Source organism: Arthrobacter sp. Leaf141 (genome assembly GCF_001424565.1).
Lineage (GTDB): Bacteria > Actinomycetota > Actinomycetes > Actinomycetales > Micrococcaceae > Arthrobacter.
Genome location: NZ_LMOL01000007.1, coordinates 86258 through 100574, shown reverse-complemented (window position 1 = coordinate 100574; position 14317 = coordinate 86258). Strand labels below are relative to the sequence as shown.

The following is a 14317-nucleotide window of genomic DNA, read 5'->3' as shown; positions in this document are numbered from 1 at the left end:
CGGGCCCAGAACCGCGCCCGCGTAATATGTGGATATGGCCACATGGGACGCCCGGCACCGCCCGGATCCGGAGCACGGCGCCGGCCCGGCGGACACGGCAGCAATGTTCCGGAACCTCTGCCGGTCCTCGCCGTGGAAATGGCAGGCCCTGCAGTTCGAGTACTGGGATGAGCCCTTCACCGATGCCCCTGCCCCGGCGGCGCCGCTGGTGCGGGCGTCGCTGCGCCGGCCCGGCGCGCTCCGGTTGGAAAGCCCCGACGGACTGGTCCTCCACAGCACACCCGGAATCAACGACTCCCGCGACGGGTTTTACGTCACCTCGACACGGAAGTCCTGGCTGCTGCCGCCGCACCTTGTTACCCCGGTCTATGACGGCTCCGGCCTGGTCCGCCGCAGGCCCGAGGCCGCGTACGGGGATCCCGGGTTCGGCAACGGCCGTCTTTCGGCGGCCCTGGACCCGGTGGAACTGGCGGGCAATGCCCCGGTGCCCCTGGAATTCCCTGGCAGCAATGCAGTGCTGGTCCACGGCGTCCGGCGGCTGGACCACGAGGGCCGGCCCGCGCTCGAGGCCGAGGTGTCGCCTACGGCGGCGTACCACGCCGGCGATCCCGCAGCCCCGCTGTGCCTGCCTGGCAGGTCATTGGTCCGGGTGGACCTGCGGACCGGTGTCTGTGTGGCCAGCCGCTCCCTGGAACCGGAGAAGGACCAGTACGGCCACTGGCTGCGGATCCTCGCGGTGGACGGATACATGCCTGATGATCTGTTCCTGGCCAGCCCTGCAGCTCCGGCGGATGTCCGCCGATACATCAGCTGGAACCTCCCGGCCCAGGTGTGGCCCGAACCCTAGGTGCCGCTGGGCTAGGCTGGCCCGATGACTGCGATAACCCACCTGTGGCCCCTCGACGGCCTGGTCCTGAAGACACCGCGCCTGGAACTGCGGACCGTGACGGACCAGGACCTGCCGGCGCTGGTCGATGCTGCGGCGGGCGGCATCCACGAACCCGGCAGGAACCCGTTCAGCACGGCCTGGGCCGAGGCGCCCCGCGCCGAGCTCGGACCCCGGATGGCGCAGTGGCACTGGCGGAACCGGGCGGAGTGCGGACCGGAGTCCTGGACCATCCTGCTGGGCATCTGGCACGAGGGGGAGCTCGTTGGCTGCCAGGACGTTGGCGCCAAGAAATTCGCGGCCCTCAAGACCATCAGCACCGGCTCCTGGCTGCAGCGCTCCGCGCACGGCATCGGCCTGGGCAAGGAGATGCGGGCCGCCGTTGTGCTGTGGGCGTTTGACTGGTTGGGTGCCGAAGTCGCCGAGTCCGAGGCCGCCGCGTGGAACGAATCCTCGCTGGGCGTCTCCCGTTCCCTGGGCTACGAACCCAACGGGGTGCACAGGACCCAGTGGGGCACCGAGGTGGAAACGGTCCAACAAGTCCGGCTCACCCCCGAATCGTTCAAACGCCCCGACTGGGAGTTGCAGGTGGCAGGCCACAACGCCGCGGCTGGATTCTTAGGCGCGTCCAGGCACCAGCCGGGCCCCGGCGCTTCGTAAAGGAGCGCATCGCCGACCAAAGCGGCGCGCAGGTCGCTCAGCGACCGGAGGGTTGCGACGGGAGGTGTCTAAGCGACGGCGAAGGGCCGCGGCCCGGCGAACCAAGCAAGCCACGGCCCTCCTTCTGACGGCTTACCCTTCGAGCAACTCCGTCACCAGTGCTGCGATGGGTGAGCGTTCGCTGCGGGTGAGCGTGATGTGGCCGAAAAGCGGGTGTCCTTTCAGGGTTTCGACGACCGCGGCGATGCCGTCGTGCCGGCCGACGCGGAGGTTGTCGCGCTGGGCGACGTCGTGGGTGAGCACAATCTTGGAGTTCTGGCCCATGCGGCTCATGACCGTCAGCAGGACGTTTTTCTCCAGGGACTGCGCTTCGTCCACAATCACGAAGGCATCGTGCAGGGACCGGCCACGGATGTGGGTCAGGGGCATCACCTCAAGCATGCCCCGGTCCATGACTTCCTCCACCACTTCCTGGCTGACCAGCGCGCCCAGGGTATCGAAGACTGCCTGGGCCCACGGGTTCATTTTTTCGGACTCGGAGCCCGGCAGGTAGCCCAACTCCTGGCCGCCCACGGCGTACAGCGGGCGGAACACGATGACCTTGCGGTGTTCGCGGCGTTCCAGGACCGCTTCCAGGCCGGCGCAGAGCGCCAGTGCGGACTTGCCAGTGCCGGCGCGGCCGCCGATCGAGACGATTCCCACGGCGGGATCCATCAGCATGTCGATGGCCAGCCGCTGCTCAGCGGACCTGCCATGCAGGCCGAAGACATCGCGGTCGCCCTTGACCAGGCGGACCTGTTTGTCGGCGCCCACCCGACCCAGCGCGGAGCCCCTGTTGGACAGCAGCACCAGGCCGGTGTTGACCGGCAGTTCCGCGGCAGCCGGGATAAAAACGGGTTCGTGGCCGTACAGGGTGGAGATTTCCTGTTCGTTGGCCTCCACCTCGGCCACGCCTGTCCAGCCGGAGTCCTTGACCAGTTCGTTCCGGTACTCGTCGGCAGTGAGGCCCATGGCCGAGGCCTTGACGCGCATGGGCAGGTCCTTGGACACCACCGTGACGTTTTTGCCTTCGTTGGCCAGGTTTTTGGCGACGGCGAGGATGCGGCTGTCGTTGTCGCCGCTCCGGAACCCCAACGGGAGCACCTCCGTGGAAATATGGTTGAGCTCCACAGTCAGGGTGCCGCCGTCGTCTCCGATGGGGATGGGCCGGTTCAGGCCGCCGTGCTGGACCCTGAGGTCGTCCATCAGCCGGAGTGCTTTCCGGGCGAAGTATCCCAGTTCCGGGTCGTGGCGTTTGGCCTCAAGCTCGGTGATGACCACCACCGGGATCACCACCTCGTGTTCGGCGAAGCGCAGCAGTGCCAATGGGTCCGAGAGCAGGACCGAGGTGTCGATCACAAAGGTGTTGATGGCTGGTTCCCTTCCGGAGACGGCAAAACCGGTGTCAGCATCTGGTGCTGCACCGGTTTGTGTGGTGGCTCGCGTGGCGCGAGAGGTAGCTTTCACTTCCTGGTCGGAAACGACCTCGGGCAGTGTTTCAGAAGTAGCCACATCGACTCCAGCCCCGGGCGCCAGCCCGGATTTCTTAATGGTGAGGCGGTTCGGCCACGAGGCCGGATCCGGCCTCCCATACATCCGGTGCGATGTTCCGCTCCATGTACTGGCCTCCCCGATCAGCCGGCGGTTTGCCTGCTGATGGATATAACGTAATTCCGCCGCGGGTAATTTCCGCAACCATTACGCGGCGATTCCTGTTGCCGCTGCGTGAACTTGGAGTTAACGGACCCTCAGGAACCGAAGCGGCGCTGCCTGCCGGCGTAGTCGCGAAGGGCGCGCAGGAAGTCCACCTTGCGGAACGCCGGCCAGAGGGCCTCGCAGAAGTAGAACTCGCTGTAGGCGCTTTGCCACATCAGGAAGCCGGAGAGCCGCTGTTCGCCCGAGGTGCGGATCACCAGGTCCGGGTCGGGCTGGCCCCTGGTGTAGAGGAACCGGGAGATGTCATCCACGCTCAGCGCGTCGGCGAGCCTGCCGATGTCCTCGCCCTTGGCCACGGCGTCGTGCAGGAGTTCCCTGACGGCGTCCACGATTTCCCGCCGGCCGCCGTACCCCACGGCCACGTTGACGTGGATCTTCTCGCGCAGTGTGGTCCGGGCGGTCAGGTTGTTGAGCCGCTCGGCCAGGTAGTCCGGCAGGAGTTCCGGGGCTCCCATGGCGTGCACGGAGATGTTGGCATCCTCATCCAGGCGGTCAAGGGTATTGGCGATGATGCCCATCAGCAGGTCAAGCTCCTCGCTGGACCGGTTCATGTTGTCCGTGGACAGCATGTACAGGGTGACCACCTTGACGCCGAGTTCCTGGCACCAGCCCAGGAACTCGTGGATCTTGTCCGCGCCGGCCTGGTGGCCCTGGCTGGTGGGGGCGTTGAACTGCTTGGCCCAGCGCCGGTTGCCGTCCACCATCACGCCGATGTGCCGGGGAATGCGGTCCCGTGCGAGGCCACGCAGGAGCCTGCGCTCATAGAAGCCGTAGAGGAACCCGGGCAACTCCACGCCTCCACTCACCTGACTTCCTTGCTGGACGTTCCTTGCACATCCTAGGCTACCGTCCGGCTTTGCTTCCGCCGTCCCACGCCGCTCCGCCGTGCCGCCGCCAGGTCCTACTCATGGGTAACTTACCGGATCGTAAGTTATTCTGGGACCATGAACAGCGAGATGCCGGAGGCACCCCGGACCCCGCAACCGGAGGACGGATCCACCACAGCAGGCGCCCCCAAGGGCACCGCCCTGGATGACGCGGCGGTGCGGCTGGCGGAGCTGCTGATGATCAAACCGAAGTGGCGGGGCTGGATCCACACCGTGGCGGCTCCGATGGCCCTGGCCGCCGGCATAGTGCTGGTGGTCCTCGCCCCGACGCCTGACCGGAAAATCACCTCGTCCATCTACGCTTTCACCGGCGTGCTGCTGTTCGGGATCAGCGCCATCTACCACCGCGGCAACTGGTCGCCGGGGGCAAAACGGGTGTTGAAGCGGCTGGACCACACCAACATCATGCTGGTCATCGCCGGCAGCTATACCCCGCTGGCCTGGAGCCTGCTGGAACGGCCGCAGGCGGTCCTGCTGCTGTGGGTGATCTGGTCCGGCGCCATCCTGGGCGTGCTTTTCCGGCTGTTATGGACGGACGCGCCGCGCTGGCTCTACGTCCCCATCTACATTGCGCTGGGCTGCGGGGCGCTGTTTTACCTGCCGCAGTTCTTCCAGGCCAACATCGCCTCGGCGGTCCTGATTTGCGTGGGCGGCGCGCTGTACATCACCGGCGCCGTGTTTTACGCCCTGAAGAAGCCCAACTTCAGCTACCACCATTTCGGGTTCCACGAACTTTTCCATGCCCTGACGGTCTTTGCCTTTGCGGCGCACTTCATCGCAATCGCCATGGCAGTGCTGGGCTGAGCAGGTACACGCGGGCCGGGGCCGGCCCCCTGGGCGGGGCTCAGTCGCGGGGCCGGTGGTCCAAGGCGTTGGATCCGGTACCTTCGGGGCCAACGGGGCCGGGAGCTGCCAGGCCGTCGTGCTCGTCTGCGGCGTCAACGTCCGCCGCGGCGGCCGCAGCAAGCCGGTCCTCCTCCACCTGTGCCCGGTAGCGGACCCTGCGGATACGCCGCACCATGTCGATAATCAGCAGCGTGGTGGCCACCACAAAAAATGCCGTCATGATGAATCCCCACAGGCCAGGGGTCACCTGGTCCTCGGAGAGCCCGTCCCGGAGCCCCGGCGTGGGCATCGGCGACGGGGTGGTGGCCAGGCTAAGGAGCAGATGATGCACTGTTAAAACCTTCTGTGGAACGGCGGCAGCAGGCGCCGGCCGGCCTCCCGGCCGGTTCTTCTACGCGGCATAGAAATTGCCTGCTGGTTCTATCTTAGCCCGGCGAAGAGATCCTTTTCGGGGAGCTCGGAGGGAACCCGGGACTTGATCAGGCAGTAGTCCTCCCACGGCCATGCTTTTCGCTGCATCTCCGTGGAGACGGCGAAGAAGAAACCCAGCGGGTCGATCTGGGTCCGGTGGGCGCGCAACGCGTCATCCCGGGCTTCGAAGAAATCGCCGCAGTCCACCTGGGTGGTGGTGGCGTGCACCGTGACCGGCGGGGTGTGGCCCTCGGCGTCGGTTTCCAGCCAGGCTGCAAGCCGCTCGGCATACGGGGACTGCAGGCCTGCCTCCTCCAGGGCGAAGTGCAGGGCCCGGAACCGGTCGGGGCTGAACGCTCGGTCGTAGTACAGCTTGCTGGGCTCCCAAGCCGGTCCGGCCTCCGGGTAGCGGTTGGGGTCCCCGGCAGCCTCGAAGGCTTCAACGGCCACCTTGTGGGCCATGATGTGGTCCGGGTGGGGGTAGCCGCCGTTTTCGTCGTAACTGAGGATGACGTGCGGTTTGAAGGAACGCACCAGTCGGACCAGGGGGGCGGCGGCATGGTGCAGCGGCAGCGTGGCGAAGGATCCGGCAGGAAGCGGTGGCAGCGGGTCCCCTTCCGGCAGCCCGGAGTCCACGAAGCCAAGCCATTGCTGGCGGATGCCCAGGACTGCTGCGGCGTTCGCCATCTCGAGGCGGCGCGCGCCGGCCATGTCGCGCTTGGGGTGCGGTGCGTCGGCCATGGCGGGGTTCTGGATGTCGCCGCGGGAGCCGTCCGTGCAGGTGGCCACCATAACGTCCACGCCGGATGCTGCGTACATGGCCATCGTGGCAGCACCCTTGCTGGATTCGTCGTCCGGGTGGGCGTGGACTGCGAGCAGCCGCAGCGGTGCCGGGGAGTTGCTGGGCGCTGTCATTGAAGGACCGCTCCTCTTTCTTCTGTACTTAGGCTGGATGGAACAAAGCGGGCTGCAGTGGTGCGCTGCCGGCCGGAAAAGCCACCGGCGGAAAGGCACTAAACTGGTCAGGTGACTTCCCCGGACCAGCCGGCCCCCTCCGCGCCCGCAGACACCAGCCTAGCCAATCGCTATGGTGCAAAAAAACAGGGGCTTACCCCTCGCGCCAAACGCATCATTGCCGGTGCCGCGCTGGCTGTGGGCATTGGCTTTATGGCCTGGGTTTCCACGTCCAACGCCTTGGGTGGGGTGACGTTCAAGGACATCGGCTACAGCACTCCCGACGGCACGCTCGCAGAAGTTGATTTCCAGGTCACCCGCGAGCCCGGCACCGAGGTCAAATGCTCCGTCAAGGCGCTGGACTCGAAGTACGCGGTGGTGGGCTGGAAGGTTGTGGATATTCCCGCGGAGGCCACGGAGGACTCGTCCGACGGCGGCAGGACACTCGCGCAGCGGGTCTCCGTCCGGACCGAATCATTGTCAGTCTCCGGCGTGGTGGACAGTTGCTGGGTGCCCAAGGCGTAGCTTCCGTTGCTGTGACCTGCATCGCTCCGGCTTTGGGATAAACCTGCCGGACTGACTACACTGGTCCAATACCTTTACCCCGCTGAGCTGGTTGCCGCTCCACAAGTGGCCACCATGGCGGGGTCTTTTGCATGTAGGACCATATAGAGGAGAAGTCCGTGTCTACCACCAACAGCGCAGCTGCAGCCTGGCTTACCCAGGAAGCTTTTGACCGCCTGAAGGCAGAGCTGGACCACCTTTCCGGCCCCGGCCGGGCGGATATCGTCCAGAAGATCGAGGCCGCCCGGCAGGAAGGTGACCTCAAGGAGAACGGCGGGTACCACGCCGCCAAAGAGGAACAGGGAAAGATCGAGGCGCGTATCCGCCAGTTGACCGCCCTGCTCCGGGACGCCCACGTGGGCGAAGCACCCGCTGATGACGGCATCGTGGAGCCCGGCATGCTGGTGGTGGCCCGGATTGCCGGCGACGAGGAGACGTTCCTGCTCGGTTCCCGCGAAATTGCCGGCGACTCCGACCTGGACGTCTTCAGCGAGAAGTCCCCGCTGGGTGCCGCCATCCTGGGCCACAAGGAAGGCGACTCACTGAGCTACGTGGCGCCCAACGGCAAGGACATCACGGTGGAGATCCTTTCCGCCAAGCCGTACTCCGCCTGACCCTCAGCACAGCAAAGCGCCGCCGGGCCCCGAAGGGACCGGCGGCGCTTTGGTTTTAAGCCCGGTAACCGGGGTTGAACATCTCAGATGCCGGACCGGTTCCCGGGCGCCAGGGTTGCCGTCCGGTTCCGTGGCCGCAGCAGCAGGGCTGCGGCCACACCGCCCGCGGCACCGCCCAGGTGCGCCTGCCAGGAGACGAACCCGGCAACGGTGGGCAGGAGCCCGAAGAGGATGCTGCCGTACAGCATAAAAAGAACCACTGCCAGCAGGATCTGCTTCCAGCTGGAATTGAAGAACCCCCGCACCAGGAGGAACGCGAACAAACCAAAAACCAGCCCGGAGGCACCTACGGTGACCCCGGGGTCACCGATCAGCCAGACCGTCAGCCCCGATCCCAGCCAGCTGAAGCCAAGGGCGGTGAGGAACACCCGGATCCCGGACAGGAACACCAGGAAGCCGAAAATGATCAGCGGCAGGGCGTTGGAGAGCAGGTGGTTGAGGTTTGCGTGCAGCAGCGGGAAGGTCAGGATGTCCAGCAGGCCATCAGCGCTCCGCGGCCGCAGTCCGAAAGTCCTGTTCAGCGAGCGCGTCAGCAGGAAGTTGATCACCTCGATGACAAACAAAACCGCCACAAAGCCACCCAGGACCAGCAGCCCGCCTTTGGCACGTGCGGCGATGCCCTGCCGCTCCCCCGCGGACCTGTCCCCCAACATTTTGGCCATGGTGTGCTCCTAGTGCACCACGATGGGCTGGAAACCCTCGGCGCGCAGTGCGCTGAGGACCTGTTCGCCATGTTCGTGGCCCTTGGTTTCCAGGTTGACCGTGATGGACACGTCCCCCATGCTGATCGCGCCGCCCACCCTGGTGTGGTCCAGGCCGGTGACGTTGGCGTCGTTCTCGGCGATGATCCTGGCGATGGTGGCCAGCGAGCCGGGCCGGTCATCCAGCATCATCCGCACGGTCATGTAGCGTCCCGCAGCCGACAGGCCGCGCTGGATGACCTTGAGCATCAGCATGGGGTCGATGTTGCCACCGGACAAAACCACCGCCGTGGTGCCCGGGTTTTCGATCTTGCCATCCATCAGGGCGGCGACGCCCACGGCACCGGCGGGTTCCACCACCATCTTGGCCCGTTCCAGCAGGAAGATCAGGGCCCGCGCCAGGGAGTCCTCACTGACGGTGACCACATCATCCACCAGTTCCCGGATGATGCTGAACGGCAGCTGGCCCGGGCGGCCCACTGCGATGCCGTCAGCCATGGTGGAAACCTTGGTCAGCGGCACCAGGGCGTCGGCTGCCAGCGACGGCGGGTACGCGGCAGCGTTTTCCGCCTGCACGCCGATGATCCTGATTTCGCGGCCCAGTTCCCGGGCGCGGGCCTTGATGGCCACTGCCACTCCGGCCAGGAGCCCGCCGCCACCAACACCCATCAGGATGGTGTCCACGTGGGGGATCTGTTCCAGGATCTCAAGGCCCAGCGTGCCTTGGCCGGCCACAACGTCCACGTTGTCGAAGGGGTGGACAAATACGGTGCCGGTCTCGTCGCTGTAGCGCTGCGCTTCCGCGAGCGCCTCGTCCACGTTGTGCCCGTGCAGGATGACCTCGGCGCCATGGCTGCGCGTGGCGGCAAGCTTGGGCAGGGCCACTCCCAGCGGCATGTAGATGCGGGCCTTGATGCCCAGGCTCTTGGCGGCGACCGCCACGCCCTGGGCGTGGTTGCCGGCGGATGCCGCGACGACACCGCGCTTCTTCTCCTCCGGGGAGAGCCGGGCCATCCGGACATAGGCGCCGCGGACCTTGAAGGACCCAGCCCGCTGGAGGTTTTCGCATTTGAAGTAGACCTCGCCGCCTACCAGCGCACCGAGCGCGCGCGACGATTCCACCGGTGTGCGCGCAATAATCCCGTCCAGGAGCTTCTGCGCCTCAAGGACATCGTCCAGGGTGACGGGAAGGGTTTCCAGGATATTCACGTACTGCTCTCCTTAGGATTCGTCCCCTGAGCCGTGCTCCGTGGCGGTGCGGGCATCAGGATCTGCTGCTGTGGTGCCGGAGGCGGCCTTCCTGCCGCGGCGAAGCGCAGCCGGACGTTCAACGTCTTTGAACGTGGTGTCCGCTCCGGCGCCTGCCATCAGGAGCGTCGCCGGCACGTCTTCATGTTCCCACGTTCTGGCGGCGATGTAGCGAATGGACGAGTTTGCGACGGCGAGGATGGGCACCGAGAACAGGGCGCCGGGGATCCCGGCCAGGTAGGAGCCCGCGGCGACGGCAAGGATGACGGCCACAGGGTGCAGTGACACGGCTTTGCCCATGACCAAAGGCTGGAGGATGTGGCTTTCGAGCTGCTGGACCGCCAGCACGATGGCCAGCATGATCAGGGCGTTGATGGGGCCGTTGGCCACCAGGGCCAGGAGCACGGCGATGGCGCCGGTCACCAGGGCACCCACCACGGGGATAAAGGAGCCGATGAAGACCAGGACGCTGAGCGGCAGGGCCAGGGGAACGCCGATGATTGCGGCTCCCACGCCGATGCCCACGGCATCCACAAACGCCACAAACAGCTGGATACGTGCGTAGCTGACCATCGATGTCCAGCCCTTGCGGCCGGCGCCGAACGTGGCCGCGCGCGCTTTCCTGGGCAGGAGGCGGACCATAAAGGCCCAGATCCGGCCGCCTTCAAGGAGGAAGAAGATCAGGATGAACAGGGCCAGCACCAGGCCCGCTGCGAAATGCCCCGCCGTGCTGCCGAAGGACAACGCACCACTGACGATGCTGCTGCTGTTGTCCTGAAGCGCGGTGGTTGCTTCCTTGAGGTACTGGTCAATCTGGTCCGCTGTCAGGTGCAGGGGCCCATCGGCCAGCCAGTCCTGGACCTGTTTCACCCCGGTCAGCGCCTCGGACCAAAGTTCGCCGAAGCCGGAGAACAGTTGCCGGCCCACCAGCGCCAAGGCCCCGGCAATAAGCCCGATGAAGCCCAGCACGGTGACGGCCACAGCCAGCCCGCCGGGGGTTCCGTGCCGTTTCAGCCAGGCCACGATTGGGCTCAGCAGCCCGGCCAGCAGTGCCGCCACCATAACGGGGATCAGCAGGAAACTGATGCGGGCCAGCAGCCAGATCAGGGTGCCGCCCACCAGCAGGATGAGCCCCAGCCGCCACGCCCACGACGCAGCGATCCGGATGCCGTAGGGAATGTCCTGGTCCAGCTCCCGGTCCGTGCGGACCCTTAGCGGCGGCACGGCGGCGGATCCGGGCTGCCCGGGGGATGGACTGCTGGAGTTTACGGCGTCCTCGGTTGGCGTCATAGCCTAATAATTCACCAGCCACGGCCGTATGGGAAACTGCGGGCCGGGCCCGGCGGCTAGGCGCCGGCGCTGTAGTCGATGCCCCACTCGATGGTGAAGGACTCCCCCGGCCGGAGCCAGCGGAGGCCCTCACCTGAGTTGAAGGCATTGGCGGGCCCGGTCATGGGTTCCACGGCCACGGCCCGGCTGCGGCCGGGGTACTCGGTGCTGACGAACACGTGCACGTACGCGCAGGACTCGTCCTGCCAAAGGCTCACGTGCCGGCCGTCCGGAGCGGAGAGGGTGTGCCGGGCTTTGCCGGCGGTGTACTTCAGGTCAGTCAGGGCAACATCGACGCTGAGCGCTGCCACCTTCCGGCCGGACCGGAAATCGGTGTCTCCCGCCACGGGCGCCGCGCTGCGGGGTATCAGGCGTTCATCGGCCACAAGCTGGGTCTCTGCGTCGACGGTCAGGACCAGGCCGTCGATGGGCGCATCACCCAGCCGCAGGTACGGGTGGGCCCCCAGGACAAACGGCGCCGGCGAGTCCGACAGGTTGGTGAGCGTCTGGCGGACCACCAGCCCCAGGTTCTCCGCCACTTCGTACTGGACCCGGTGGCGGACCAGGAACGGATACCCATGCTGCGGAAAGATCGTGGCTTCCAGTGATACGGAATGTTCGGTTTCGTCCACGAGGGCGTACGAGGCGTTGCGCAGCAGTCCGTGGCTGGCGTTGTTCCGCGAAACTTCCGTGATGTCCAGCTGCTGTTTTTTGCCGTCCAGGAACCAGACCCCGTCCTCGACGCGGTTGGCCCAGGGGGCCAGCGTAATGCCGGTGGCCCCGGGCGGAATCCGGTCGTCCGCGTACGTTTCGGTCAGCAGCACGCCATCGCGGCTGTAGGAGCGCAGTCCTGCGGCGAGTTCGGTAACCACTGCCATGGCGTCACCCCGGCGGAGTTCGTATTGCCGGCCGGTGGCGTACGCGCGGGCCCCGCCATGGGTGGCCTCCAAAGGAAAAGTCATGGGACATACGGTACCCCGCCTGCCGCCGTCGGACGCCCCTGTTTGTTCTGTTTTGTTGTTAACTATTCTTTTTTGATCGAATATGCGAAAATTTGAAGATGACAGCCATCACCAGCACCACCCTCTCCGACGGCCGGGAACTGATCTATTTTGACGACGCCGGCACCACCACGTCCCGCGAAGCGAGCCTGACCACTGACCACCGTGGCCTCCCGCCGCGGGGCGAGCCGGGCGAGGTCCGCTACGACGCGCTGACGGATGAATGGGTGGCTGTGGCGGCACACCGGCAGGCCCGCACCCACCTTCCACCGGCGGACCAGTGCCCCATCTGCCCCACCACCGCCGCCAACCCCTCCGAAATTCCGGCAGCGGACTACGACGTTGTGGTGTTTGAGAACCGTTTCCCCTCCCTGGGCCCTGCGGTGGGCTCCATTCCGGCGCAGCCGGCCTGGGGTACCACCGGCCCTGCCTACGGTCGCTGCGAAGTGGTGTCCTTCACACCCGACCACACCGGGTCCTTCAGCGGACTGGGCAGCACCAGGGCCCGGACCGTCATCGAAGCGTGGGCCCACCGCACCGAAGCCCTGAGCGCACTGCCGGGCATCAAGCAGGTGTTTCCCTTCGAAAACCGGGGAGCGGACATCGGCGTCACGCTGCACCACCCACACGGCCAGATCTACGCCTACCCGTACGTCACACCCCGCGCCGGCACCATTGGCACGGCGGCGCGGAAGCACTTCGACGCGCACGACGGCCGCAGCACCCTGACCGGGTCACTGCTGCGTTCCGAACGGGAGGACGGCAGCCGCATGGTCCTCGAAGGAACCAACTTCAGCGCCTACGTTCCGTTTGCCGCCCGCTGGCCCCTGGAAATCCACCTGGTGCCGCACCGGCAGGTGCCGGACCTGGCCGCGCTCAGCGGTGAGGAGAAGGACGAACTGGCAGTGGTCTACCTTGACCTGCTGCAGCGTCTCGACGCACTGTACCCCACGCCCACCCCGTACATCGCCGCCTGGCACCAGGCGCCGCTGGACGCCCTTCTCCGGCCTGCAGGCTACCTGCACCTTCAGCTCACCTCGCCCCGCCGGGCCGCGGATAAGCTGAAGTACCTGGCCGGGTCGGAAGCTGCAATGGGCGCATTCATCAACGACACCACGCCGGAGAGTGTGGCCGAACGCCTCCGCGCGGTTGCCGTCCCGCCCGCCACCACCCCTGCCCTGGAACCGACGCCCGAAGGAGCCTCCGCTTGAACGCCGCCCCCGCCCCCAAAACTTCCCCCGGCCCTGCCGGGTCCGCTCACCTGGCCGCCCGCTTCACCCAGGCTTTCGGTGCCGTTCCGGATGGAACCTGGCAGGCGCCGGGCCGGGTCAACCTGATCGGCGAACATACCGACTACAACGAAGGTTTTGTCCTCCCGTTTGCGATCGACCGGACGGCCCGGGTTGCCATCGGCGTCCGCCGGGACACTACCGTCCGCCTGCTGTCCACCTATGGTGACCAGGGTGTGGTCACCACCACGCTGGATGCGCTCGAACCCGGATCGGCCAAGGGCTGGACCAAGTACCCGCTGGGTGTCATGTGGGCGCTGCGCCAGCGCGGAATCGATGTTCCCGGCCTCGACCTGCTGCTGGACTCGGACGTCCCGCTGGGCGCCGGACTGTCCTCCTCGCACGCCATCGAGTGCGCCGTTGTGTCGGCGCTGAATGAACTGACGGGCGCCGGGCTCACCGCCCAGGACATGGTGTTGGCAACCCAGCAGGCCGAAAACGATTTCGTGGGTGCGCCTACGGGCATCATGGACCAGTCCGCGTCACTGCGCGGCTCCAAGGGCCACGCGGTGTTCCTTGATTGCCGGGACCAGAATGCCAGCCTCGTCCCGTTTGAAACCGGGCCTGCGGGCCTGATCATGCTGGTGATCGACACCAAGGTGTCGCACTCGCATGCGGACGGCGGCTACGCCTCACGCCGCGCCTCCTGCGAGCTGGGGGCGGAAGTCCTTGGGGTCAGGGCCCTGCGCGATGTCCAGGTGGCGGACCTGGAGGAGGCCAGCGGCCTGCTGGACGAACTGACGTTCCGCCGGGTGCGGCACGTGGTCACCGAGAACGACAGGGTCCTGCAGACGGTGGAGCTGCTGGCGGCCCAGGGCCCGGCCGCCATCGGCGCACTGCTGGACGCCAGCCACGTTTCCATGCGTGATGATTTCGAAATCTCCTGCCCCGAACTGGACGTCGCGGTGGACACCGCGCGCGCCAACGGCGCCATTGGGGCCCGGATGACCGGCGGCGGCTTCGGCGGCGCGGCGATCGCCCTCACGCCGGTGGGCGACGAACAAAAGGTGCGGGACGCCGTCGTCAAGGCTTTTGCGGACGCCGGGTTTACTGCCCCGGACATCTTCACGGTGTCCCCCGCCGCGGGCGCCATGCGCATCTCATAAGGCGCC

15 protein-coding genes are annotated in these 14317 nt (G+C 66.6%); 7 read left to right on the top strand and 8 right to left on the bottom strand.

The annotated features are described in order from the left end of the window. Positions 1 to 34 precede the first annotated feature (34 nt). Together ASF72_RS08175 and ASF72_RS08170 are read left to right on the top strand one after the other, a co-directional pair. Positions 35 to 847, top strand: coding sequence for a hypothetical protein (locus ASF72_RS08175; RefSeq protein ID WP_200933632.1), 813 nt, complete (start codon positions 35 to 37; stop codon positions 845 to 847). Between the two features lie 24 nt (positions 848 to 871). Beyond that, complete coding sequence (locus ASF72_RS08170; protein ID WP_056597942.1) at positions 872 to 1546, top strand: GNAT family N-acetyltransferase; 675 nt, start codon at positions 872 to 874, stop codon at positions 1544 to 1546. Positions 1547 to 1678: 132 nt separating this feature from the next. On the opposite strand, the gene ASF72_RS08165 is transcribed toward ASF72_RS08170, so the two are convergent. Both ASF72_RS08165 and ASF72_RS08160 read right to left on the bottom strand, forming a co-directional pair. After that, positions 1679 to 3097 (bottom strand): PhoH family protein, encoded by a 1419-nt coding sequence (locus ASF72_RS08165; RefSeq protein WP_050684578.1) that lies wholly within the window; start codon positions 3095 to 3097, stop codon positions 1679 to 1681. A 236-nt stretch (positions 3098 to 3333) separates the two neighbouring features. Further along, the gene (locus ASF72_RS08160) at positions 3334 to 4095 is read right to left on the bottom strand and encodes an isoprenyl transferase (protein WP_050684579.1); all 762 of its coding nucleotides are present in this window, start codon (positions 4093 to 4095) and stop codon (positions 3334 to 3336) included. A 255-nt stretch (positions 4096 to 4350) separates the two neighbouring features. On the opposite strand from ASF72_RS08160, the gene trhA reads away from it, so the two are divergent. Beyond that, positions 4351 to 4992 carry a PAQR family membrane homeostasis protein TrhA gene (trhA, locus tag ASF72_RS08155; protein ID WP_056598063.1) on the top strand — a complete coding sequence of 214 codons (642 nt, stop codon included), beginning with the start codon at positions 4351 to 4353 and terminating at the stop codon, positions 4990 to 4992. 40 nt (positions 4993 to 5032) lie between these two features. Here the strand turns inward: trhA and ASF72_RS08150 are convergent, their stop codons facing one another. Both ASF72_RS08150 and mca read right to left on the bottom strand, forming a co-directional pair. After that, a complete protein-coding gene (locus ASF72_RS08150) occupies positions 5033 to 5365 on the bottom strand; it encodes a hypothetical protein (protein ID WP_050684580.1) in 333 nt (110 codons plus the stop codon). Positions 5366 to 5454: 89 nt separating this feature from the next. Beyond that, the gene (gene mca / locus ASF72_RS08145; protein WP_050684581.1) at positions 5455 to 6360 is read right to left on the bottom strand and encodes a mycothiol conjugate amidase Mca; all 906 of its coding nucleotides are present in this window, start codon (positions 6358 to 6360) and stop codon (positions 5455 to 5457) included. A 111-nt stretch (positions 6361 to 6471) separates the two neighbouring features. Between mca and ASF72_RS08140 the strand changes: the two genes are divergently transcribed. Both ASF72_RS08140 and greA read left to right on the top strand, forming a co-directional pair. Further along, positions 6472 to 6924: a DUF4307 domain-containing protein gene (locus ASF72_RS08140; protein ID WP_056597940.1), complete on the top strand. Its 453-nt coding sequence runs from the start codon at positions 6472 to 6474 to the stop codon at positions 6922 to 6924. 158 nt (positions 6925 to 7082) lie between these two features. Beyond that, complete coding sequence (gene greA, locus ASF72_RS08135) at positions 7083 to 7577, top strand: transcription elongation factor GreA (RefSeq protein WP_050684583.1); 495 nt, start codon at positions 7083 to 7085, stop codon at positions 7575 to 7577. Positions 7578 to 7660: 83 nt separating this feature from the next. On the opposite strand, the gene ASF72_RS08130 is transcribed toward greA, so the two are convergent. From ASF72_RS08130 to ASF72_RS08115, 4 genes are read right to left on the bottom strand one after another with little or no spacing between them, the layout of a single operon-like run. Continuing rightward, positions 7661 to 8299, bottom strand: coding sequence for a rhomboid family intramembrane serine protease (locus ASF72_RS08130; protein ID WP_056597938.1), 639 nt, complete (start codon positions 8297 to 8299; stop codon positions 7661 to 7663). 9 nt (positions 8300 to 8308) lie between these two features. Next, on the bottom strand, positions 8309 to 9547 hold the full coding sequence (ilvA, locus tag ASF72_RS08125) for a threonine ammonia-lyase (protein WP_050684585.1): 1239 nt from the start codon (positions 9545 to 9547) through the stop codon (positions 8309 to 8311). Positions 9548 to 9559: 12 nt separating this feature from the next. Next, on the bottom strand, positions 9560 to 10876 hold the full coding sequence (locus tag ASF72_RS08120; protein ID WP_082484155.1) for an AI-2E family transporter: 1317 nt from the start codon (positions 10874 to 10876) through the stop codon (positions 9560 to 9562). Between the two features lie 56 nt (positions 10877 to 10932). Further along, positions 10933 to 11877 (bottom strand): aldose 1-epimerase family protein, encoded by a 945-nt coding sequence (locus ASF72_RS08115; protein WP_050684587.1) that lies wholly within the window; start codon positions 11875 to 11877, stop codon positions 10933 to 10935. Positions 11878 to 11975: 98 nt separating this feature from the next. Here ASF72_RS08115 and galT point away from each other — a divergent pair, with 98 nt between their 5' ends. Next, the gene (gene galT / locus ASF72_RS08110; RefSeq protein WP_050684588.1) at positions 11976 to 13127 is read left to right on the top strand and encodes a galactose-1-phosphate uridylyltransferase; all 1152 of its coding nucleotides are present in this window, start codon (positions 11976 to 11978) and stop codon (positions 13125 to 13127) included. Then, positions 13124 to 14311, top strand: coding sequence for a galactokinase (gene galK / locus ASF72_RS08105; protein WP_056597935.1), 1188 nt, complete (start codon positions 13124 to 13126; stop codon positions 14309 to 14311). The genes galT and galK overlap by 4 nt, the downstream gene beginning before the upstream one ends. Positions 14312 to 14317 lie beyond the last annotated feature (6 nt).

What these genes read in the sequence shown, in the direction of transcription:
- galT (WP_050684588.1), top strand. Translation starts at nt 11,976, where the DNA reads ATGACAGCCATCACCAGCACCACCCTCTCCGACGGCCGGGAACTGATC.
- ASF72_RS08170 (WP_056597942.1), top strand. Translation starts at nt 872, where the DNA reads ATGACTGCGATAACCCACCTGTGGCCCCTCGACGGCCTGGTCCTGAAG.
- ASF72_RS08130 (WP_056597938.1), bottom strand. Translation starts at nt 8,299, where the DNA reads ATGGCCAAAATGTTGGGGGACAGGTCCGCGGGGGAGCGGCAGGGCATC.
- ASF72_RS08120 (WP_082484155.1), bottom strand. Translation starts at nt 10,876, where the DNA reads ATGACGCCAACCGAGGACGCCGTAAACTCCAGCAGTCCATCCCCCGGG.
- mca (WP_050684581.1), bottom strand. Translation starts at nt 6,360, where the DNA reads ATGACAGCGCCCAGCAACTCCCCGGCACCGCTGCGGCTGCTCGCAGTC.
- ASF72_RS08115 (WP_050684587.1), bottom strand. Translation starts at nt 11,877, where the DNA reads ATGACTTTTCCTTTGGAGGCCACCCATGGCGGGGCCCGCGCGTACGCC.
- ASF72_RS08175 (WP_200933632.1), top strand. Translation starts at nt 35, where the DNA reads ATGGCCACATGGGACGCCCGGCACCGCCCGGATCCGGAGCACGGCGCC.